At 62.8% G+C, this 20941-nt stretch carries 16 protein-coding genes and 1 pseudogene; 14 read left to right on the top strand and 3 right to left on the bottom strand.

All coding sequences use genetic code 11. The annotated features are described in order from the left end of the window. Window position 1 precedes the first annotated feature (1 nt). From betA to J3A71_RS17890, 10 genes and pseudogenes are all read left to right on the top strand, one after another. Window positions 2-1690 carry a choline dehydrogenase gene (gene betA, locus J3A71_RS17935; RefSeq protein WP_060516742.1) on the top strand — a complete coding sequence of 563 codons (1689 nt, stop codon included), beginning with the start codon at window positions 2-4 and terminating at the stop codon, window positions 1688-1690. A 448-nt stretch (window positions 1691-2138) separates the two neighbouring features. Continuing rightward, window positions 2139-3568, top strand: a pseudogene (cycA, locus tag J3A71_RS17930) (D-serine/D-alanine/glycine transporter). A 93-nt stretch (window positions 3569-3661) separates the two neighbouring features. Then, window positions 3662-5194 carry a sigma-54-dependent transcriptional regulator gene (locus J3A71_RS17925; RefSeq protein ID WP_016486214.1) on the top strand — a complete coding sequence of 511 codons (1533 nt, stop codon included), beginning with the start codon at window positions 3662-3664 and terminating at the stop codon, window positions 5192-5194. A 261-nt stretch (window positions 5195-5455) separates the two neighbouring features. Further along, entirely contained in the window at window positions 5456-5833 is a 378-nt protein-coding gene (gcvH, locus tag J3A71_RS17920) for a glycine cleavage system protein GcvH (protein WP_023047041.1), read from the top strand. 15 nt (window positions 5834-5848) lie between these two features. Continuing rightward, window positions 5849-8719 carry an aminomethyl-transferring glycine dehydrogenase gene (gcvP, locus tag J3A71_RS17915; RefSeq protein ID WP_096426953.1) on the top strand — a complete coding sequence of 957 codons (2871 nt, stop codon included), beginning with the start codon at window positions 5849-5851 and terminating at the stop codon, window positions 8717-8719. Window positions 8720-8782: 63 nt separating this feature from the next. Continuing rightward, the gene (gene glyA, locus J3A71_RS17910) at window positions 8783-10036 is read left to right on the top strand and encodes a serine hydroxymethyltransferase (protein WP_023047040.1); all 1254 of its coding nucleotides are present in this window, start codon (window positions 8783-8785) and stop codon (window positions 10034-10036) included. A gap of 104 nt (window positions 10037-10140) precedes the next feature. Continuing rightward, window positions 10141-11109: a lipoyl synthase gene (gene lipA, locus J3A71_RS17905; protein WP_096425959.1), complete on the top strand. Its 969-nt coding sequence runs from the start codon at window positions 10141-10143 to the stop codon at window positions 11107-11109. A gap of 251 nt (window positions 11110-11360) precedes the next feature. Beyond that, window positions 11361-11501 carry a hypothetical protein gene (locus J3A71_RS17900; RefSeq protein WP_016486219.1) on the top strand — a complete coding sequence of 47 codons (141 nt, stop codon included), beginning with the start codon at window positions 11361-11363 and terminating at the stop codon, window positions 11499-11501. 88 nt (window positions 11502-11589) lie between these two features. Beyond that, window positions 11590-12096: a peroxiredoxin gene (locus J3A71_RS17895; RefSeq protein WP_016486220.1), complete on the top strand. Its 507-nt coding sequence runs from the start codon at window positions 11590-11592 to the stop codon at window positions 12094-12096. An 82-nt stretch (window positions 12097-12178) separates the two neighbouring features. After that, window positions 12179-13117, top strand: coding sequence for a LysR family transcriptional regulator (locus J3A71_RS17890; RefSeq protein WP_016486221.1), 939 nt, complete (start codon window positions 12179-12181; stop codon window positions 13115-13117). On the opposite strand, the gene J3A71_RS17885 is transcribed toward J3A71_RS17890, so the two are convergent. After that, the gene (locus J3A71_RS17885; RefSeq protein ID WP_016486222.1) at window positions 13094-14224 is read right to left on the bottom strand and encodes a porin; all 1131 of its coding nucleotides are present in this window, start codon (window positions 14222-14224) and stop codon (window positions 13094-13096) included. The two genes, J3A71_RS17890 and J3A71_RS17885, sit on opposite strands and share 24 nt — an antisense overlap. 372 nt (window positions 14225-14596) lie before the next feature. Here J3A71_RS17885 and J3A71_RS17880 point away from each other — a divergent pair, with 372 nt between their 5' ends. The 4 genes from J3A71_RS17880 to xth all read left to right on the top strand — a co-directional run bounded on the left by J3A71_RS17880 (window position 14597) and on the right by xth (window position 18465). After that, window positions 14597-15898: an MFS transporter gene (locus tag J3A71_RS17880; RefSeq protein WP_231995327.1), complete on the top strand. Its 1302-nt coding sequence runs from the start codon at window positions 14597-14599 to the stop codon at window positions 15896-15898. A 16-nt stretch (window positions 15899-15914) separates the two neighbouring features. Continuing rightward, window positions 15915-17099: a M20 aminoacylase family protein gene (locus tag J3A71_RS17875; protein ID WP_060516790.1), complete on the top strand. Its 1185-nt coding sequence runs from the start codon at window positions 15915-15917 to the stop codon at window positions 17097-17099. A gap of 320 nt (window positions 17100-17419) precedes the next feature. Then, entirely contained in the window at window positions 17420-17662 is a 243-nt protein-coding gene (locus J3A71_RS17870) for a hypothetical protein (RefSeq protein WP_016486225.1), read from the top strand. After that, complete coding sequence (gene xth, locus J3A71_RS17865; RefSeq protein WP_096425960.1) at window positions 17659-18465, top strand: exodeoxyribonuclease III; 807 nt, start codon at window positions 17659-17661, stop codon at window positions 18463-18465. Before J3A71_RS17870 ends, xth begins: the two co-directional genes overlap by 4 nt. A 41-nt stretch (window positions 18466-18506) precedes the next feature. Here the strand turns inward: xth and J3A71_RS17860 are convergent, their stop codons facing one another. Further along, window positions 18507-20294, bottom strand: a complete 1788-nt coding sequence (locus J3A71_RS17860) for a thiamine pyrophosphate-requiring protein (protein ID WP_096425961.1) — start codon at window positions 20292-20294, stop codon at window positions 18507-18509. Between the two features lie 159 nt (window positions 20295-20453). Next, entirely contained in the window at window positions 20454-20918 is a 465-nt protein-coding gene (locus J3A71_RS17855) for a hemerythrin domain-containing protein (RefSeq protein ID WP_023047032.1), read from the bottom strand. Window positions 20919-20941 lie beyond the last annotated feature (23 nt).

Genomic DNA, 20941 nt, shown 5'->3' with positions numbered 1-20941 from the left:
AATGACCAAGCGATACGACTACATCATCATCGGTGCGGGCTCGGCCGGCTGCGTGTTGGCCAACCGCCTCAGCGAAGACGCCGGGACTTCGGTACTGGTACTGGAGTTCGGCGGCAGCGACCGCAGCGTGCTGATCCAGATGCCCAGTGCGTTCTCCTTGCCGATGAACACCAAAAAATACAACTGGCACTACGAGACCGTGGCCGAGCCGCACCTCGACAACCGGCGCCTGCACTGCCCACGGGGCAAGGTGCTGGGCGGTTCGTCGTCGATCAATGGCCTGGTGTACATCCGGGGCCATGCCTGTGACTTCGATGAGTGGGAAAGCCTGGGCGCGAAAAACTGGAGCTACCGCAATTGCCTGCCGTATTTCAAACGTGCCGAGCAATACAAATTCGGTGGTGACGACTACCGGGGCGGGGCGGGGCCGCTGTCGACCAACAACGGCAACAACATGAAAAACCCGCTGTACGGTGCCTGGATCGAAGCCGGTGCCGAGGCCGGCTACATCAAAACCGACGACTGCAACGGCTACATGCAGGAAGGCTTTGGTGCCATGCACATGACGGTGAAGGATGGCGTGCGCTGGTCCACCGCCAATGCCTACCTGCGCCCGGCCATGAGCCGGCCGAACCTGACCGTGATCACCCATGCCATGACCCGGCGCATCTTGCTGGAGGGCAAGCGGGCGGTGGGCGTGGAGTACGACCAGGGCGGGCAGACGCACAAAGTCATGTGCAACCGCGAGGTGCTGGTGGCGTCTGGCCCGATCGGTTCGCCGCACTTGCTGCAGCGCTCCGGCATCGGCCCGGCTGCGGTGCTGAAAAACGCCGGTATCGAGGTGCGCCACGACTTGCCTGGGGTGGGCGAGAACCTGCAGGACCACTCGGAAATCTACATCCAGTATGCGTGCAAGGAGCCGGTAACCCTCAACGGCAAGATGAACCTGTTGGGCAAGGCCCTGATCGGCTTGCGCTGGTTGCTGTTCAAAGACGGCCTGGGGGCCAGCAACCACTTCGAGGCGGGCGGCTTCATCCGTTCGTCCAAGGGCCTGCGCTGGCCGGACATCCAGTTTCACTTCCTGCCAGCGGCGATGCGCTACGACGGCGACAAGCCCTTCAAGGGGCATGGTTTCATGGTGCTGACCGGGCCCAACAAGCCCAAGAGCCGGGGCCATGTGCGGGCGTTGTCGGCCGACCCTTACCAGCACCCGCAAATCCGCTTCAACTACCTGGCGAGCGAAGAGGACCGCGAGGGCTTCCGCCGCTGTGTGCGGCTGACCCGCGAGATCATCGCCCAGCCGGCCATGGACCGCTACCGCGGCGAAGAGCTGGCGCCGGGGCCGCAGGTGCAGACCGACGAAGAAATCGACGCCTTCGTGCGCGCCAACATGGAAAGCACCATGCACCCGTGCGGCTCGTGCCGCATGGGCGAGGATGACATGGCAGTGGTGGACTCTGCGTTGCGTGTACACGGCTTGCAGGGGCTGCGGGTGATCGACTCCTCGGTGTTCCCGAGCGAGCCCAATGGCAACCTCAACGCCCCGACCATCATGCTGGCCGAGCGCGCCGCCGACCTGGTGCGCGGGCGCCAGCCGCTGGCACCGGCTGATGTGCCGGTTGGGCTGGTGGGGGGCTGGGAAGAAGAGCAGCGTAGCCGCAAGCCGGTGCGCGAGATGCCTGTCCGTTAAACTACCGGTTGACGCGGTCAATGTGGGAGCGGCCTTGTGTCGCGAAAGGGCTGCAAAGCAGCCCCAGGATTTCAGCGCAGAAGCACAAATTGCTGGGGCTGCTTTGCAGCCCTTTCGCGACACAAGGCCGCTCCCACAGAGGCCAGTCCAGGCCATGAGATTGGACTGAATGCGCTCCATTGGAATGATTTCGATACAGGGGGTGCAAGTACAGCGCTGGCGATGCCTGGGGCAGCACAACGGCCTGATTGACGCAAATAGATGGAGTGACTTCTTTACAGCCGGTCCAGCCCTTTTCGCCAGAACCCCTCTAACTCGCAGTATTTGCGCTTGGCACAGACCTTGCTCCCCCACCTTGCACTCGCTCGGCACTGAACGTTGTTCATCCGGTCCCGAGGGTTGAACTTGTGACGTTATAAAAACAATTAAACCAGCAAGGTACATAACAATGACTAACTTGCCGCACGGTCACTGCCCGCCTGAAGGTGACGCACACGCACTCAAACGCAACCTGTCCAACCGCCATATCCAGCTGATCGCCATCGGCGGTGCCATCGGCACCGGCCTGTTCATGGGTTCTGGCAAGACCATCAGCCTGGCTGGGCCTTCCATCATCTTTGTCTACATGATCATCGGCTTCATGCTGTTCTTCGTCATGCGCGCAATGGGCGAGCTGTTGCTGTCCAACTTGCAATACAAATCGTTCATCGACTTTGCTGCTGACCTGCTAGGGCCGTGGGCGGGGTTCTTTACCGGCTGGACCTACTGGTTCTGCTGGATTGTCACCGGCATTGCCGATGTGATTGCCATTTCTGCCTATACACAATTCTGGTTCCCCGACATGCCATTGTGGATACCGGCGCTGACCTGCGTGGGGCTATTGCTGACGTTGAACCTGATGACCGTCAAGATGTTCGGGGAAATGGAGTTCTGGTTCGCCATGATCAAGATCGTGGCCATTTGCGCGCTGGTCTGCACCGGCTTCTACATGGTGGCGGCGGCCTATCAGTCGCCGGCCGGGCATGCCGCAGCGCTGGCCAACCTGTGGAACGACGGCGGGATGTTCCCCCACGGCGCCATGGGCTTTTTCGCGGGCTTTCAGATAGCGGTGTTTGCCTTCGTCGGCATCGAGCTGGTGGGTACGACCGCGGCCGAAACCAAGAACCCGGAGCGCAACCTGCCGCGGGCGATCAACTCGATTCCGGTGCGCATCATCGTGTTCTATGTGCTGGCGCTGATCGCCATCATGGCCGTTACCCCGTGGCGTGAAGTGGTGGCCAACAAGATCCCCTTCGTCGAGTTGTTCGTGCTGGCCGGCCTGCCGGCAGCCGCAGGCATCATCAACTTCGTGGTACTGACCTCGGCCATGTCGTCGGCCAACAGCGGCGTGTTCTCGACCAGCCGCATGCTTTACGGCCTGGCGATGGACGGTGATGCGCCTGGCAAGTTCGGCGCACTGTCCCGCCGTGCCGTGCCGTGCCCTCCAATGGCCTGATCTTCTCGTGTATGTGCCTGACCGGCGGGGCGCTGGTGATCTACCTGGTGCCGAACATGCTCGATGCCTTCACCCTGATTACCACGGTATCGGCACTGCTGTTCATGTTTGTCTGGTCGATCATCCTGCTGTCGTACCTGGCGTACCGCAAGCAGCGCGACCCGTTGCACCAGGCGTCGAAGTACAAGATGCCGGGCGGCACCGTGATGTGCCGGGTATGCCTGGCGTTCTTCGCCTGCATCCTGGCATTGCTGGCATTGGAGGCCGACACCCGCATGGCGTTGTACCTGGTGCCGGTGTGGTTTGCCGTGCTGGGCCTGGCGTACCGGTCCATCCGCCAGAAAAAACAGGCGACGGCGCAGTTGTCGTTTGACGCTGATTGACCGGCCCATTCATGTGTTGCCCAAGGGGACGGCGCGCTGCGCTGTCCCCTTGTTGTCTTGTTGCCAAACACGGATTTTGGCTGAGGAGCTTAGATGAGAATCCACGTCAATTTTGTCGACCGTGTCGGCATCACCCAGGAAATCCTGTCGCTGCTCGGGGCGCGCAACCTCAACCTGGACGCGGTGGAAATGATTCCGCCGAATGTCTACATCGATGCCCCGACGCTGTCCCCGGTCGTGCTGGATGAACTGTATGCCGCCTTGTTGGGGGTGGACGGTGTGCAGGAGGTGTCGCTGGTCGACTTCCTGCCCGGCCACCGCCGGCGCTTGCAGCTGGAGGCCTTGCTGGCCGCCATGAGCGACCCGGTGCTGGCAGTGGACCCCACTGGCCATGTGCTGCTGGCCAACCCGACGCTGGTCAGCCTGGTGGGCCACGAGCCGGCGGGTGAGCCGTTGAGCAAGCTGTTTGCCGAGCCGAACCTGGCGCAGAACCTGATCGACAAGGGTTTTCGCCTGCCCATGTGCGAGGTGAGCTTTCAGGACCAGTCCCTGCTGCTGGAGGCCACGCCCATCAGCGGCGGCGCCGAAGGCCTGGTGGGGGGCTTGCTGACCCTGTACCCACCCAGCCGCATCGGCGAGCGCCTGGCCTCGCTGCTGCATGACAACGGTGAAGGGCTTGGGGCGTTGCTGGGGGAATCGGCCGCGCTGCAGGCGCTCAAGGCGCGCTTGCACAAAGTGGCGAGCCTGGAGGCGCCGTTGCTGATCCAGGGCGAGACCGGTACGGGCAAGGAGCTGGTGGCCCGTGCCTGCCATGCGCTCAGTGCCCGGCGCGATACGTCATTCCTGGCGCTGAACTGCGCAGCGCTGCCCGAAAGCCTGGCCGAAAGCGAGCTGTTCGGCTACGCCGCCGGCGCCTTCACCGGCGCCCAGCGCGGTGGCAAGCCGGGCCTGTTGGAGCTGGCCGATGGCGGTACGGTGTTTCTCGATGAAGTGGGCGAGATGTCGCCCTACCTGCAGGCCAAGCTGCTGCGCTTTCTCAACGACGGCAGTTTTCGCCGGGTGGGGGGTGGCAACGAGGTGCGGGTGAATGTGCGGGTGGTCTGTGCCACCCACCGTAACCTGGAAAACATGGTGATGGAGGGCAGTTTTCGCGAAGACCTGTACTACCGGCTGAACGTGCTCAACCTGAAGGTGCCGCCCCTGCGCGAGCGCGGCAAGGACATTCTGCTGCTGGCCGAACATTTCCTGCGCCAGGCCTGTGCGCAGATACAGCGCTCACCCTGCCGCCTGGCGTTGGCCACCCATCCGCTGCTGTTGGGCAATCGCTGGTCAGGCAATGTGCGCCAGTTGCAGAACGTGATTTTCCGCGCAGCAGCCATCAGCGAAGGCGAGGTGATCGACTGCGACGACCTGGAACTGGCCGGCACCGCATTGAGCAGTCAGCAGGCCGAGGGGGCGGAAATCGTCAGCCTGGAGGCCGCCGTGCAGGCCTTTGAAAAGGCCTTGCTGGAGAACTTGTACCAGAGCTACCCCTCGACCCGGCAACTGGCCGTGCGGCTGCAGACTTCCCACACGGCCATCGGTCAGCGCCTGCGCAAGTACGGCATCGCCAGCCGGGTCTCGTAGCTGACCCGGTTCGAATGCGCTCCACTGGAGTGATTGCGCTCCGTTTTGCTGTGGAGCCCGCATCCAGTGGCGGCCCCCACAATCGATGATTGCCGGGCGCTGGCGGTGGAGCGAATACGCTCCGCTGCAGGTACTTCGAAACGTTCGATCGCATGCTCCAAGCTACTGATAAATATAGAAAATACTGAGTTGGCATCGCCCTTGCTCTTGTATCTGGCAGTCCCGCACAGGGACCCACCCGATAACAAGAGAGGAACGTCCATGAGCACTCTGCGTTTTACGCCCGAACACGAATGGCTGCGTCTGGAAGCGACCGGCGAGCTGACCGTCGGCATCACCAGCTATGCCCAGCAGGCGCTGGGTGACGTGGTGTTCGTGCAACTGCCGGAGCCTGGCGAGTACGGGGAAGGCAATGAAGTCGCGGTGCTCGAGTCGGTAAAGGCCGCCAGCAACATCACCATGCCGGTGAAAGGCACGGTGGTGGCGGTTAACCAGGCACTGGCCGACGACCCTGAGCTGATCAACGCCTCGCCCATGCAGGACGGCTGGTTCTTCCGTATCCAGGCCAGCAACCCTGCTGACCTCGATAGCCTGATGGACCAGGACGGCTACGACCGCTTCCTGGCCGACAACGCCTGAACCGGGGTGGCCGCCATGAACAACCCGTGTATCCCGCTGGGCACGCTTGATGAATTTGTTGCCCGTCACATTGGCCCGCGCGAAGGCGATATCGCGGCCATGCTGGCGCTGACCGGCCATGATTCGCTCGACGCGCTGGTCGACAGCGTCATCCCCGCCAGCATAAAAGGCAGCAGTGTGCTCACGCTGACCCCGGGGCAGGGCGAGGCAGAGACGCTGGCCGCACTCAAGGCGATTGCCGCGAACAACCAGCTGTATCGCAACCACATCGGCCAGGGCTATTACCCTTGCCATACCCCGGCTCCGATTCTGCGCAACCTGCTGGAGAACCCGGCCTGGTACACCGCGTATACCCCGTACCAGCCGGAAATTTCCCAAGGCCGCCTGGAAGCACTGCTGAACTTCCAGACCCTGATCAGCGACCTGACCGGTATGGAAATCGCCAACGCCTCGTTGCTCGATGAAGCCACCGCTGCCGCCGAGGCCATGACCTTCTGCAAGCGCCTGGCGAAGAACAAAGCCCCGGCGTTCTTCGCCTCCCGCCATTGCCACCCGCAAACCCTCGATGTGTTGCTTACCCGTGCGCGGCCACTGGGTATCGAGGTGGTCATCGGTGATGAGGCGGCGCTGGAGGGCCAACCCCTGGACGGCTATTTCGGCCTGCTGTTGCAGTACCCGGCCAGTACCGGTGCAATTGTCGATCACCGCGCCCTGGTGCAACGCGCCCATGCAGCGGGCGCGCTGGTTTCGGTATCCGCAGACCTGCTGGCCCTGACGTTGCTGGCGCCCCCGGGGGAGTGGGGCGCAGACGTGGTCATCGGCAGTGCCCAGCGCTTTGGTGTGCCACTGGGTTTCGGTGGCCCGCATGCGGCGTACTTTGCCACCCGCGATGCGTTCAAGCGCGACATGCCCGGCCGCCTGGTCGGCGTGTCCATCGACCGCTTCGGCAAACCGGCACTGCGCCTGGCCATGCAGACGCGCGAGCAACATATCCGCCGCGAGAAAGCCACCAGCAACATCTGCACCGCACAAGTGCTGCTGGCCAACATCGCCAGCATGTATGCGGTTTACCACGGCCCCCGAGGCCTGGCACAGATCGCCCGGCGGGTGCATCGCCTGACGGCGATCCTGGTGCAGGGGTTGCGCCAGCTTGGGCATCATGTCGAACAGGCGCACTTCTTCGACACCGTCAGCGTGGTAACCGCCAGGCCGTTGGCCGATGTGCTGGCGGCGGCCAACGCTGCCCGGCTGAACCTGCGCCTGATCGACGACGTTCGGGTTGGCGTCGCGCTGGATGAAACCTGCGAGCAGGAGAGCGTCGAGGCCCTGTGGCAGGTGTTCGCGGGCGCCGGGCAGGCGCTTCCGGAGTTCGCCGCTTTGGCTGCCGACGGTGCCGATTGCCTGCCGTCGGTGCTGCTGCGTGACACGCATTACCTGCAGCACCCGGTGTTCAACCGTCATCACTCTGAAACCGGGCTGATGCGCTACCTGCGTCGCCTGGGCGACAAGGACCTGGCCCTGGACCGCAGCATGATCGCCCTGGGCTCATGCACCATGAAGCTCAACGCTGCCAGCGAGATGATCCCGATAACCTGGCCCGAGTTCGGCGCCCTGCACCCGTTCGCCCCGGCCAGCCAATCGCTGGGCTACCGCCAACTGACCGATGAGCTGGAGGCCATGCTGTGTGCGGCCACCGGGTATGACGCCATGTCGTTGCAGCCCAATGCCGGGTCCCAGGGCGAGTACGCCGGCCTGCTGGCCATACGCGCCTACCACGCCAGCCGTGGCGAGGCCGGGCGTGATGTGTGCCTGATCCCGTCGTCGGCCCATGGCACCAACCCGGCCACGGCGCAGATGGCCGGCATGCAGGTGGTGGTGGTCAACTGCGATGAGCGCGGCAATGTCGATGTGACCGACCTGCAGCACAAGGCCGAGCAACACAAGGCCAAGCTGGCGGCCCTGATGATTACCTACCCCTCGACCCATGGTGTGTTCGAAGACGGCATCACGCGAATCTGCGACATCATCCATGCGTGTGGCGGCCAGGTGTACCTGGACGGCGCGAACATGAACGCCATGGTCGGGCTGTGTGCGCCCGGCAAGTTCGGTGGCGATGTGTCGCACCTGAACCTGCACAAGACCTTCTGCATTCCCCACGGTGGCGGCGGCCCCGGCGTCGGTCCGATCGGCGTCAAGGCACACCTGGCGCCGTTTCTGCCGGGGCACGGCCACCTGCCCAAGCAGCAGGGTGCGGTCAGCGCGGCGCCGTATGGCAGTGCCAGTATCTTGCCGATCACCTGGATGTACATCCGCATGATGGGCGGGGCAGGGCTCAAGCGTGCCTCGCAGCTGGCGATCCTCAGTGCCAACTACATTGCCCGGCGCCTGGAAGAGCACTACCCGGTGCTGTACACCGGCGAGAACGGCCTGGTGGCCCACGAGTGCATTCTTGACCTGCGCCCGCTCAAGGACAGCAGCGGCATTGGCGTCGAGGATGTGGCCAAACGGCTGATCGACTTTGGCTTCCATGCCCCGACCATGTCCTTCCCGGTGGCCGGCACGCTGATGGTCGAGCCGACCGAGAGCGAGTCCAAGGAGGAACTTGACCGCTTCTGCGCCGCGATGATCTGCATCCGAGAAGAAATTCGCGCGGTGGAAAACGGCACCCTGGACGCGCTCGACAACCCGTTGAAGAACGCCCCGCACACTGCCAGCGAACTGGTCGGTGAATGGGCCCACAGCTATAGCCGGGAACTGGCGGTGTACCCGCTTGCCGACGTGCGCGAGAGCAAGTATTGGCCGCCGGTGGGGCGCGTGGACAACGTTTACGGCGACCGCAACCTGGCCTGCGCCTGCCCGCCGCTGTCGAGCTATCAAGACGCCTGACCCTGCTGACCCGGAGCCGCTCCGGGCCATATTTGCCGACCAGACAATCAAGGAATCACACCCATGTTCCATAAAAGCCTGACCCTGTCCGATTTCGACCCTGCGCTGTCCGGGGCCATCCGCCGCGAAGTGCAACGCCAGGAAGACCACATCGAGCTGATCGCTTCGGAAAACTACACCAGCCCGCAGGTGATGCAGGCCCAAGGGACCGAACTGACCAACAAGTACGCCGAAGGCTACCCCGGCAAGCGTTATTACGGTGGCTGCGAGCATGTCGACGTGGTCGAGCAGTTGGCCATCGACCGCGCAAAACAACTGTTCGGTGCGGGTTATGCCAACGTCCAGCCGCATTCTGGCTCCCAGGCCAACGCTGCGGTCTACCTGGCCTTGCTGCAAGCCGGCGACACCCTGTTGGGCATGAGCCTGGCGCATGGCGGCCACCTGACCCACGGTGCCAAGGTGTCGTCCTCGGGCAAGCTGTACAACGCTGTGCAATATGGCATCGATGCCAACGGCCTGATCGACTACGACGACGTCGAGCGCCTGGCCGTCGAGCACCAGCCGAAGATGATTGTGGCGGGCTTCTCGGCCTATTCGAAAACCCTCGACTTCCCGCGTTTTCGGCAGATCGCCGACAAGGTCGGGGCCTACCTGTTCGTCGACATGGCCCACGTCGCCGGGCTGGTAGCGGCGGGGTTGTACCCCAACCCGCTGCCGTATGCCGACGTGGTCACCACCACCACCCACAAGACCCTGCGCGGGCCACGTGGTGGCCTGATTCTGGCCAAGGCGGACCCGGAGCTTGAGAAAAAGCTCAATTCGGCGGTGTTCCCGGGCGGGCAGGGCGGGCCGCTGATGCACGTGATCGCGGCCAAGGCGGTGTGCTTCAAGGAAGCTTTGGAGCCTGGCTTCAGGGACTACCAGCGCCAGGTCATCAGCAACGCCCAGGCCATGGCACAGGTGTTCATGCAGCGGGGCTTCGACGTGGTTTCAGGCGGCACCGACAACCACCTGTTCCTGGTCAGCCTGATCCGCCAGGGCATTACCGGCAAGGACGCCGATGCTGCGCTGGGGCGTGCGCACATCACGGTGAACAAGAACGCCGTGCCCAACGACCCGCAGTCGCCGTTCGTGACCTCGGGCCTGCGCATCGGCACCCCGGCGGTGACGACCCGTGGCTTTAAGGAAGCGGAGTGCCGTGCCCTGGCGAGCTGGATCTGCGACATCCTCGACCACCTCGGTGATGCTGACGTCGAGGCCCATGTGGCGGGCCAGGTCTCTGAATTGTGCAAGCTGTTCCCGGTATATCCGGCCTAGCAAATGGGGCCGCTCTGCGGCCCTTCGCGGGCTTGCCCGCGAAGGCTGCAAAGCAGCCCCTGTGATGCTGTCGGTCAATATCAGCCCAGAGCCAGGAGCCAGCCATGTCAACCGAACAACTGCAACACGCACCACCGCGCCCGCAGCCGTTGCAGGCCGGGGTAAAACTGCGCGGCGCCGAAAAGGTGGCGCGTATCCCGGTGAAAATCCTCCCCACCGAGGATGTGCCACGCAAGCCCGACTGGATCCGCGTGGCCATCCCTACCACGCCTGAGGTAGCGCGGGTCAAGGCCCTGCTGCGCAAGCACAAGCTGCACAGCGTGTGCGAGGAAGCCGCCTGCCCGAACCTGGGCGAGTGCTTCTCTGGCGGCACGGCGACATTCATGATCATGGGCGACATCTGCACCCGGCGGTGCCCGTTCTGCGACGTCGGCCATGGTCGGCCCAGGCCGCTGGACGTCGACGAGCCGAAGAACCTGGCCATCGCCATCGCCGACCTGGGCCTGAAGTACGTGGTGATCACTTCGGTGGACCGTGACGACCTGCGCGATGGCGGCGCCGGGCATTTTGCCGATTGCCTGCGCGAGATCCGCAGGCTGTCGCCGGGCATTCAGCTGGAAACCCTGGTGCCCGATTACCGCGGGCGCATGGAGGTGGCCCTGGCCATCACCGGGCAGGAACCGCCAGACGTGTTCAACCACAACCTCGAAACCGTGCCGCGCCTGTACAAGGCGGCCCGGCCGGGCTCGGATTTCGAGTGGTCGCTGGACCTGCTGGAGCGCTTCAAGCAACAGGTACCGAGGGTGCCGACCAAGTCCGGGCTGATGCTCGGCCTGGGCGAAACTGATGAAGAAGTGATCGAAGTGATGCAGCGCATGCGTGAGCATCAGGTCGACATGCTGACGTTGGGGCAGTACTTGCAGCCGTCACGCAGCCACCTGCCGGTGCAGCGCTTTGTGCACCCGGACACCTTTGCCTGGTTTGTCGAGCAGGGCTTGGCAATGGGGTTCAGAAACGTGGCGTCCGGGCCACTGGTGCGTTCGTCCTACCATGCTGACCAGCAGGTGCAGTGAGCGGAACGGGTCGTTGCCGGTTGAGCGTTGTGCGCTGATCGCGGTAAAAAAAGGGAGGGAATTCAAAGTTGGCATGAAAATCTCATGTACAGCGCTTGGCATGCGATTTTCGTAACCTTGCGTTCACCCTCCATGGACAAAAACAACAGGGGGCTTACATGAGTTGTCTGATTTGCGCAGGGCAGGCGCAATCCGTTGAATGCACCCATGGATGGGAAGAGCGGCATTGCTCCCAGTGTGGATGTTACCGAATGTCACAAGCGCTCATCCTGGTGATGATGGAAGAGGGGCAGATTTTCGATACGGCGCGCATGCGGGAATGGCTGGCGGCTCGGCGCGTGCTGGTGCCTGTTCCTTCCATCGATCATACCCAGGCAATATTGGCGCGTTGAACGCATGTAGCCGCGGGCATGGTGTACCTGGCTTGGTGGACTGCGGCATCATAGCGTGCCCGGCCATCAACGCACCCAGGAGACCACGATGATCAACACTGGCGATCTATTGCCCGACGTTACGCTGTACGCGTACAACAATGACGAAGGCGCCTGCGCGATCGGGCCGAATGCCTTTTCCGTTCACGAGCGCTGCAAGCATAAAAAAGTGGTTGTTTTCGGTTTGCCCGGCGCGTTCACGCCTACCTGTTCCGAACGCCACGTCCCAGGTTATGTGGCTGAGGCACAAGCGTTGTTCGCCGCGGGCGTTGACGAAATCCTCTGCGTGTCCGTGAACGATGCGTTTGTCATGAATGCCTGGGGCAACAGCCTGCAGGTGGGCGAAAAGGTAAGGATGATTGGCGATGGCAACGGCGAATTCAGCGACGCACTGGGCTTGATCCAGGACCTGTCCGCGCGTGGATTGGGGCGCCGTTCCCTGCGTTATGCCATGGTTGTCGACAACCTGGTGGTCAAGCACGTTGCTGTCGAAGCGCCTGGCCAGTTCGAGGTCAGTGATGCAGCGAGCGTGCTGGCGGCGTTGCGTCAGTTGTAAGCACCAGGCCTTTCAGTCAAGGACTGTCAGGGGCGCCGAAGAATATGTTCAATCCGACCCGATAACAACAAGGTATACCCGGTTGAAACTTCACCAACTCAAGGCGTTGGTCGCCATCCACAACGCAGGCAGCATCCTTGAGGCTTCCAAGCTCATGCACATTACCCAGCCTGCGCTGAGCCGTTCGATCAAGGAGCTGGAACGGGAAGTCGGCTTCAGCCTGTTGCAGCGGTCGCACAAAGGCATGGCCCTTACCGAGGAAGGCAAGCGCGTCATCCGCCACGCCAACCTCGTGGTGGAGAGCATCCGTCGCCTGCAGATCGAAGCGGCGAGCATTCAGGATGCCGCGCTGGGCGCGGTGTCGATCGGGGTGACCTCGCTGACGGCGATGCTCGATGGTGTCGATGAAAGCATCCTGGCCTTCCGGCGCAAGTACCCGCGGGTGAAGATCACCATCACCGACTTGCGTCCCAGCCAGATCCTGCAACGCCTGCGCGACGGCAGCCTGGACTTTGCCATTACCTCGCAGCAACCCCTGAGCCGGCTGAGCCTGGACTGGGAGGCGCTCGGCAGCATCAAGGGCAGGGTGATTTGCCACGCGTCCAATGCACAAAAGTTTTCCAAGTCTTTGCGCACCTTGCAGTACGGCCACTGGATCAGCCTGGATGAGCTGTCGGACCAGGCTTCGCAGTTTCACCAGCTGTTCGAGGTCAACGGCCTCCAGGTGCCGCAGAACACCGTTGAATGCACCTCGGTGATGATGGCGCTCAAGCTGCTGAAGAATACCGAATCGTTGATGACCATCAGCGAGCTGGCGGTGGACCAAGGGTTTACCTTTAGTGTGGATGGCGAGTACGTGGTCATGGCCGTGCAGGAGTTGATTCCGGACTACCCCATCAACCTGGTCTGTATCGACCGCCACAGCCTTACAGCGCCTGCCCAGGAGCTGTTTCACAGCTTGCGCGGGCAGGTGCTCAGGCAAACCCGTCCCGTGGCCTCAGAAGTGGTAGTACATGCCTAGCGAGACATTGCTGGGGTTGTCGCCAACCTGATCCACCGGGGTGCCAGCGTAGGTGACCGACGACGCACGCTGGTTGGCAATCAGGCCCAGCCGGCCATAGATGGCCCAGCGTGGGTTGATGAAATGGTCATAGCCAATCATCACGCCTGCTGCGTCCTTGTCGCGGGCGGTAACCTGGCGCTGCATCACGGCCAGGCGCAGCACGTCCCGCTCGCCGACCGGCGCCATCACCCCGAAGGTGTACAGCGTGGTACTGGGCGTGCCGGCCTGGTCTACGTCCTGGCGTTGCCAGGTCAGGCTGGTGGCCAGTGGGCCGAAATCGTAAAACGCCGACAGGCTCTTGTAGTAGTTGGCGGTCTGACGCGAGGTGCCAGCGTCGTCCCAGGGGTCGCTGTAGTACAGGTTGTAGGAGGCCAGCAGCATCACCCGGCTGTTACGATACTGCAGCCGGGCGCCACCACCGCGCACGGTGCGCCCCTGGCTGGCGGCATCGTCGAAGCCGAAGCTTAGCGCGGTGCCGATGCTGAAACCGTTCAGGTTCGGGCTGGTGTAGGCCAGGGTGTGCTTGGGGCGCAGGTCCAGGTAATAGGCGCCCTTGCCGGCGGCAGGCAGGGCCAGGTAGGTGTAGGGCGAGCCATATGTGGCCAGGAACGGGTCGGCGTAGGTGGGCGTGCCCATGCTGTAGGTCTTGCCGAACTCAAGCTTGCCCAGGGTGCGCGAGCGCAGGGCTAGCGTTGCCAGGCGCAGGGTGCCAATGGTGTCCCAGGTGCCCTCCAGGGCTTTGCCATTGACGTTGAAGCCTTCCTCGACGTCCAGTTCCAGTACGGTGTCAGGGGTAAGCCCCTTGCGGGCATACAGCCCGACCTTGTTGGTCCAGGCGCCGCCGCCGGCCAGGCGAAAGCCCGAGTGGTGCTGCGAGTCGTGATAGCTGGCGAATGCATCCACGGTGCCGTAGACCTTGAGCTTGTCATCGAAACCGTAATCCACCCCGTAATAGCCAAAACCCGGTGCAATCCGGCCGAGCGTCGGAAAGCCCTCGGCCTGTGCCTGCACGGCAAGGCATGCCCCTTGGATCATCAACAACAACGACGTAGTGCGAGTGTTCATTCACGACTCCAGGCCAGCACAGTGATGTGGTGGCTGTAGCGTCGGTGAACAGCACGTTGCAGCGTGATTGCTTATTCGGCCATGTCATGCCGTATGGTTAATCAAGGCCCTGCGGGGCGTTACGGTTGGCGAGAACGTCTGCGCTAGACAGGCTTCGAACACGCGCGAGGCCGCGCTTGCTGCCCGGTTGAGTGAGCACTGATGGGGCAGCGCGCAGAGGCAGGGCAATCTGCGCGCCAGTTTAGGGCAATTTGGTCAATGACCGGGTCGGTCAATTAACCATCGGTTAGCCACATGCCGAAACTGCAAGTGTGTTGGGTGCCCGATTGGCCGATATTCGCTGCACGCCGCGAATTGCCATCGGAGATAACAATGACCACACCGCTACCCGCACCGCCCCTTATGCAGACGGGCGCGCATTCAGCCGCGCAGGCATCTTCCTCACGTAAAACCTTGATTGCCTGCTCGCTGGGCAATGCACTGGAAATGTACGACTTCACGATCTACAGCTTCTTCGCTGTGCTGATCGGCAGGCATTTCTTCCCCTCCGAGTCGGCAATGGCATCGTTGTTGATGTCGCTGGCCACCTTCGGCGTCGGTTTCCTGATGCGCCCGGTGGGGGCGATGGTCATCGGTCGCTATGCCGACCGGCGCGGGCGCAAGGCGGCGCTTAGCCTTACCATCGGGCTGATGACCTTGGGCACAGCGCTGATCGCGTTTGCGCCCACCTACTCGCAGATCGGCATTTTTGCCACGGTGCTGCTGGTGGTCGGCCGGCTCATCCAGGGTATGTCGGCAGGCGGGGAGGTGGGTACTGCGTCAGTGTTCCTGATGGAGTCCAGCGCGGTTGGCAAGCGTTGCCAGAACGTCAGCTGGCAGGCCGCCAGCCAGGGCTACGCCGCCCTGCTGGGCGCCGGCTTCGGCTTTGCGCTCAGCCAGTTGCTCGACCCCGCTGCCCTGGAAAGCTGGGGCTGGCGCATACCGTTCATCTTTGGCCTGCTGATCGGCCCGGTCGGTTGGTACATACGCACGCGCTTGCCGGAAACCCACGAGGCCGCCGCAGCGCACAAGGCCGAGCCGGCGCTGGACGCCGAGGTGCTCAAACGTATCGCCCAGGGCATCGGCCTGATGGCCAGCTCGACCATCGGCATGTACCTGTTCGTGTTCTACATGCCCACCTACCTGACCACGGCCTTGCACTACCCGCCAGGCAGCGCAATGGCCATTGCCTGTATCAGCAGCGGCTGCATGGCGATCATCTGCCCGCTGGCGGGCAAGTTCGCTGACAGGTACCAGCTGCGCAAACGCCTGCTGGCGTGGACGGTAGCCACGCCAGTGGTGCTGACCCTGCCGGTGTTCTACCTGCTGGGGCAGGTGCAACACATGGGCCTGGCCATGATGTGCGTAGCGGTGCTGATCTTGCCTACCTGCATCGGTGCCGGTGCGTTCTTTGCGCTGATGATGGAGGGCTTCCCCAAAGCGCAGCGCTCCTTCGGTACCTCGGTCAGCTACAGCCTGGGGGTGACCATCTTCGGCGGGTTTTCGCCGCTGGTGGCGACCTGGCTGATTGCGGCGCTCGGCACCCCGTTGGCGCCGGCCTACTTCCTGCTGGCTGGCGGCGTTCTCAGCCTGGCCTGCCTCAAATACTTCCCCGAAAACACAGGATGCGAATGACATGGGCACTTTGAACATGACGGTCTTCCAGAATGATCAACCTCAGGCCCCGGCAGCAGAGCTGGATGAGTTCGTCGTGATCCGCCGGCAGATTCACGCCGCGCCGGAGCTTGGTGGCGACACGCCTGACACGGCGGCGCTGGTGGCCGACAAGTTGCAGGCCTGGGGTTATGAGGTGCATCGCAACGTGGGCGGGCATGGGGTTGTCGGGGTGTTGCAGGTAGGGGAAAGCCCCCGCAGCATTGGCCTGCGAGCTGACATGGACGCACTGCCCATGAGTGAGAAGAACCCCTTTGCGCATGCCAGCAAAATCCCCGGCCGCATGCATGCCTGTGGGCATGACGGGCACACCGCGATCCTGTTGGCAGCTGCAGCACAGCTGGCGGCAACACGCAATTTCAACGGCACGTTGAACGTGATCTTTCAGCCGGACGAAGAGGGCCTGGCCGGGGCCAGGGCGATGATCGACGACGGCCTGTTCGAGCGCTTCCCGTGTGACTCGGTGTACGCGCTGCACAACATGCCCGGCATGCCGGTGGGCACCTGCGTGGTGCAAACCGGCCCAACCATGGCGTCCTCCGAGCGCGTCAGCATTCGTATCACTGGCAAAGGTGGCCACGGGGCGATGCCGGAACTGTCGGTGGACCCGGTAATGGCGTTGAACAGCCTGATCAGTGGCATCCAGACCATCAAGTCGCGCAACCTGAGCGTCGAGGACTATGCCGTCATCAGCATCGGCATGATCCAGGCCGGTACCGTCTACAACATCATTCCTGACGAGGCCAGCATGCTGCTGAGCGTGCGCACCGACACGGCCGAGACCCAGCAAAAGATCAACAGCCGCATTGACGCCCTGGCCAGGGGGCATGCCGAAAGCTTTGGCGTGGAGATCGATGTGCAATTCACTCAACTGGCGCCCGCGTTGTGCAACAGTGATCACGAAAGTGCGTTGCTGCGTGAAAGCCTGAGGCCATTGTTCGCCGACGGCTCGTTACTGGACAAGATGCCGAAGAAGGTCATGGGCACCGAAGACTTTGCCTACATGTTGCAGGCGCGACCTGGCTGTTACTTCATGCTGGGGAATGGTACAGGCGAGTTCCATGGGTGCTCGGTGCATAACCCGCACTACGATTTCAATGATGCGTTGGTGAAAATCGGCGCCGATTGTTGGGTAAAGTGGGTGCAGGACTACCTGCGTTGATGCCGTTGTCGGGGGGCCACGGCCCCCACAGCCCCTGCGAGCGCTGCTTCACCCTGTGGTAGCAGCTGTTTTGCACAGCGCCTGAAAGCTTGCGCGATCACGGTGGGAGCAACTGTCTTGCTCAACTTCTAAAAGCTGGCGCGATCACTGTGGGAGCGGGCTTGCCCCGCGAACACGGGCGAAGCCCGTGCCATCCAGCGCGCAGCCTGCTTCGCGGGCACGCCGCTCCCACAGCAGCCAACCCTGCCACGTGCTACAGCAATTGAACGTCCCGCCACGCCAGGGCTCTCACAAGCAAAGGGTACAGCGAGGCCACCTTCATGAGCATCGAGCGCAGCATTCCCGAACTGAAAGCCTGGTACGCCCAGTACGATGACATCAGTTACCGGCGCGAGTCACCGGATGCCTACCACCATGAACTGGTTCGTACCGCAGAGGCCCTGCGCGACGATGGCACCATCGACTGGGATGACTGGCTGGCGCTCAAGGCGCTGGCCGATGAGGCGCATATCCGCGCCCTGGAAGATGCCGTGCAGGCCCATGTCAGCGACCCTGACGCATGAAAGCGATGAAAATTGCCACCTTCAATATCAATGGCATCCGCAGCCGCTTGCCTGCGCTGCTGGCCTGGCTGGAGCGCGAGCAGCCCGATATCGCCTGCCTGCAGGAGCTGAAGGCGACCGACCAGCAGTTCCCTCGTGCGCAGTTGGAGGCGGCAGGTTATGGCTGCCTTTACCAAGGGCAACCCTCCTGGAACGGGGTGGCCATCCTGGCGCGGGGCAGCGATCCGCTGGAGGTTCGGCGCGGCGTGCCAGGCATGGAGGATGACAGCCAGAGCCGCTATCTGGAAGCGGCGGTACACGGGGTGCTGGTAGCGTGCCTCTACTTGCCGAACGGCAACCCGCAGCCAGGGCCCAAGTTCGATTACAAGCTGCGCTGGTTCGAATGCCTGATCAAGCATGCGCATAGCCTGTATCAAAGCGGCCACCCCACGCTGCTGGCCGGTGATTTCAATGTCGTGCCCACCGACATGGATATCTACAACCCCCGCTCCTGGCTGAAGGACGCCTTGCTCCAGCCTGAGTCGCGCGCGTGTTACCAGCAACTGCTGGACCAGGGCTGGGTCGATGCCATACGCCATCTGTACCCGGACGAGCGTGTCTACACCTTTTGGGACTATTTCCGAAACCACTGGCCGCGCAATGCCGGGTTACGCATCGACCACCTGTTGCTGAACGCCGAACTGGCCCCCTACCTGAAGCAGGCGGGGGTGGATGCCTGGGTGCGCAACGAGGTCAAGGCCAGCGATCATGCACCCGCCTGGATAGCGCTGGGTGCACGTCGCGCCCGATCAAAGAACGTGTGAAAACGCCTGGCCCGCGCAGCTGCGCGGGCTCTGTTCGGGCGTCATTTTTTGCCGGGCAGCACTGAGCTGAGCACTTGCTTGGCCGTCTGCACAATGACCCCGGCCTGGTTCGGGTCACCCTTGAGCAAGGTGCTGGCGAACTTCTTTGCCTGCTCCAGCTTGATGTGAGGTGGCAGAGGTGGCACGTTCGGGTCGGTCTTGAACTCGATCAGTACCGGCCGATCAGCGGCCAGTGCGCGCTCCCACGCTTCGGCGACGTCCTCTTCGCGGTCTACGTAGATCCCTTGCAGGCCAATGGAAATGGCGAATAAATGGTAGGGAACGTCAGGGATGGATTGCGAAGCCTCGAACTTGGGGTCGCCCTCCATCACCCGTTGCTCCCAAGTGACCTGGTTGAGGTCTTCGTTGTTGAACACTGCGCAGATCCACTGCGGGTTGTCCCACTGCTGCCAGTACTTGGCCACCGTGATCAATTCAGCCAGGTTGTTCATCTGCATGGCCCCATCACCTACCAGGGCAACCACCGCGCGCTGCGGGTGGGCGAACTTTGCCGCGATCGCATAGGGCACGGCCGCGCCCATGCAGGCCAGCCCACCGGACAGCGAGCACTGCATGCCCTGGCGGATCTGCAGGTCGCGGGCAAACCAGTTGGCGCAGGAGCCAGAATCGCTGGTGATGATGGCGTGCTCGGGCAGGCGCGGGGACAGTTCATGGACCACGCGTTGTGGGTTGATCGGGTCAGCCTTGACCAGGGCACGTTTGGCCACGGTCTTGTCCCACTGCGCACGCCAGGTCTCGACCTTGTCCCGCCAGCGCCGTTCGGTCTTGTGTTCGAGCAGTGGCAGCAGTGCGCGCAAAGTTTCACTGGCATCGCCGACCAGGTTGACCTCCATCGGGTAGCGCAGGCTGAGCATGTCGGGCTGCAGGTCGATCTGCACACCGCGCGCCTGGCCTTCCTTGGGTAAAAACTCGGAATAGGGGAAGCCGGAGCCGATCATCAGCAACGTGTCGCATTCGGTCATCAGCTGATAACTGGGTTCGGTGCCCAGCAGGCCGATCGACCCGGTAACCCACGGCAGGTCGTCTGGTAGAACAGCCTTGCCCAGCAGTGCCTTGGCCACGCCAGCGCCGAGTGTTTCGGCCACCGCAATAACCTCATCAGTCGCCTGCAGGGCGCCAGCGCCCACCAGGATTGCCACCTTGCGCCCGGCATTGAGCACATCGGCGGCGCGCTGCAGGTCTTCATCGAACGGCAACACCCGGGGCTTGCTGTAGCCGATGCCGGAATGCACGGTACCGTGAGCCCTCGGTGGTTCGTGGTAGGGCAGGTCCTGCAGGTCGTTGGGCAGGATCACGGCGGTGACGCGGCGTTCGCCGACGGCCGTACGCACCGCGCGGTCGAGCAGGTGGCGCACCTGCTCCGGGGTCGAAGCCTGTTGCACGAACGCGCCAGCGACGTCCTTGAACATGGACACCAGGTCAAGTTCCTGCTGGTAATGCCCGCCCAGGGCCGCACGGGCCTGTTGGCCGACGATGGCCAGCACCGGCTGATGGTCCATACGCGCATCGTACAGGCCAGTAAGCAGGTGCGAAGCGCCCGGGCCGGAGGTGGCCATGCAAACACCGAGCTCGCCGGTGAACTTGGCATGGGCGCTGGCCATGAAGGCGGCCATTTCCTCGTGGCGGGCCTGGATGAATTCAATCTTGCCGTTGGCCCGGCTCAGCGCGCCGAACACGCCGTTGATGCCGTCGCCGGGGTAACCGAAGATGCGCCGCACGCCCCATTGATACAAACGCTCCACCATAAAGTCGCCTACCGTGCCGGTCATTGCCTGCTCCCGTTCCGTGATTGATAGGTGTCTGGACTTGGCACGCGTCGATAAAGTTTCAACGGTGTGCACACTGCAGTGAGCGGTCTGCAAGACGTGGCATCAGCGCCACCCTGTGCCTTTCTCCGGTCGCGCCCGATCTGGCGAGGCGCCTTCTCCTCATGCAGCCCGCTGCTCACCCTTGAGCAGTTTTTTCTGGGCTTCCATGGCAGCCCCCAGTTCGTCCAGTTGGTCTTTCCCAAGAAGCTTTTTCGCCGTGGGGAAAAGCGCCTCTTCCTCTTCCTCGATGTGATGTTCGAGCAGCTCCTTCATCACCTTCACCCGACCGGCGAATTCAAGGGTGCCGGTGTCCGTATGGAGCAGATCAGGGAGCACCAGGGCATCGACAGTCCGGTGTTCTTCCTTGGCTTCGTAATACATCTTGGCTTCCTCCTTGCCACCGGCCTGCTTGATGGCGGGGTAGAGGATGTCTTCCTCAAGGGCCGTGTGAACCTGCAATTCCTGCTCGATGCGGTGGAGCAGATCGGCGCGCTTCTTTACGGCACGCTCAGTGGTCGAGGAGAGCTCTTCCAACAGCTTCTTGACCAGTTTGTGGTCTTGAATCAGCAGATCGATAGCATTCATGGTGTCACCTCGTTGCGGGCGAA

This window comes from Pseudomonas sp. PvP089 (assembly GCF_017875165.1).
Lineage (GTDB): Bacteria > Pseudomonadota > Gammaproteobacteria > Pseudomonadales > Pseudomonadaceae > Aquipseudomonas > Aquipseudomonas fortuita.
This window is presented reverse-complemented; position numbering and strand designations above follow the sequence as displayed.

What these genes read in the sequence shown, in the direction of transcription:
- betA (WP_060516742.1), top strand. Translation starts at nt 2, where the DNA reads ATGACCAAGCGATACGACTACATCATCATCGGTGCGGGCTCGGCCGGC.
- J3A71_RS17925 (WP_016486214.1), top strand. Translation starts at nt 3,662, where the DNA reads ATGAGAATCCACGTCAATTTTGTCGACCGTGTCGGCATCACCCAGGAA.
- gcvH (WP_023047041.1), top strand. Translation starts at nt 5,456, where the DNA reads ATGAGCACTCTGCGTTTTACGCCCGAACACGAATGGCTGCGTCTGGAA.
- gcvP (WP_096426953.1), top strand. Translation starts at nt 5,849, where the DNA reads ATGAACAACCCGTGTATCCCGCTGGGCACGCTTGATGAATTTGTTGCC.
- glyA (WP_023047040.1), top strand. Translation starts at nt 8,783, where the DNA reads ATGTTCCATAAAAGCCTGACCCTGTCCGATTTCGACCCTGCGCTGTCC.
- lipA (WP_096425959.1), top strand. Translation starts at nt 10,141, where the DNA reads ATGTCAACCGAACAACTGCAACACGCACCACCGCGCCCGCAGCCGTTG.
- J3A71_RS17900 (WP_016486219.1), top strand. Translation starts at nt 11,361, where the DNA reads ATGTCACAAGCGCTCATCCTGGTGATGATGGAAGAGGGGCAGATTTTC.
- J3A71_RS17895 (WP_016486220.1), top strand. Translation starts at nt 11,590, where the DNA reads ATGATCAACACTGGCGATCTATTGCCCGACGTTACGCTGTACGCGTAC.
- J3A71_RS17885 (WP_016486222.1), bottom strand. Translation starts at nt 14,224, where the DNA reads ATGAACACTCGCACTACGTCGTTGTTGTTGATGATCCAAGGGGCATGC.
- J3A71_RS17880 (WP_231995327.1), top strand. Translation starts at nt 14,597, where the DNA reads ATGACCACACCGCTACCCGCACCGCCCCTTATGCAGACGGGCGCGCAT.
- J3A71_RS17875 (WP_060516790.1), top strand. Translation starts at nt 15,915, where the DNA reads ATGACGGTCTTCCAGAATGATCAACCTCAGGCCCCGGCAGCAGAGCTG.
- J3A71_RS17870 (WP_016486225.1), top strand. Translation starts at nt 17,420, where the DNA reads ATGAGCATCGAGCGCAGCATTCCCGAACTGAAAGCCTGGTACGCCCAG.
- xth (WP_096425960.1), top strand. Translation starts at nt 17,659, where the DNA reads ATGAAAGCGATGAAAATTGCCACCTTCAATATCAATGGCATCCGCAGC.
- J3A71_RS17860 (WP_096425961.1), bottom strand. Translation starts at nt 20,294, where the DNA reads ATGACCGGCACGGTAGGCGACTTTATGGTGGAGCGTTTGTATCAATGG.
- J3A71_RS17855 (WP_023047032.1), bottom strand. Translation starts at nt 20,918, where the DNA reads ATGAATGCTATCGATCTGCTGATTCAAGACCACAAACTGGTCAAGAAG.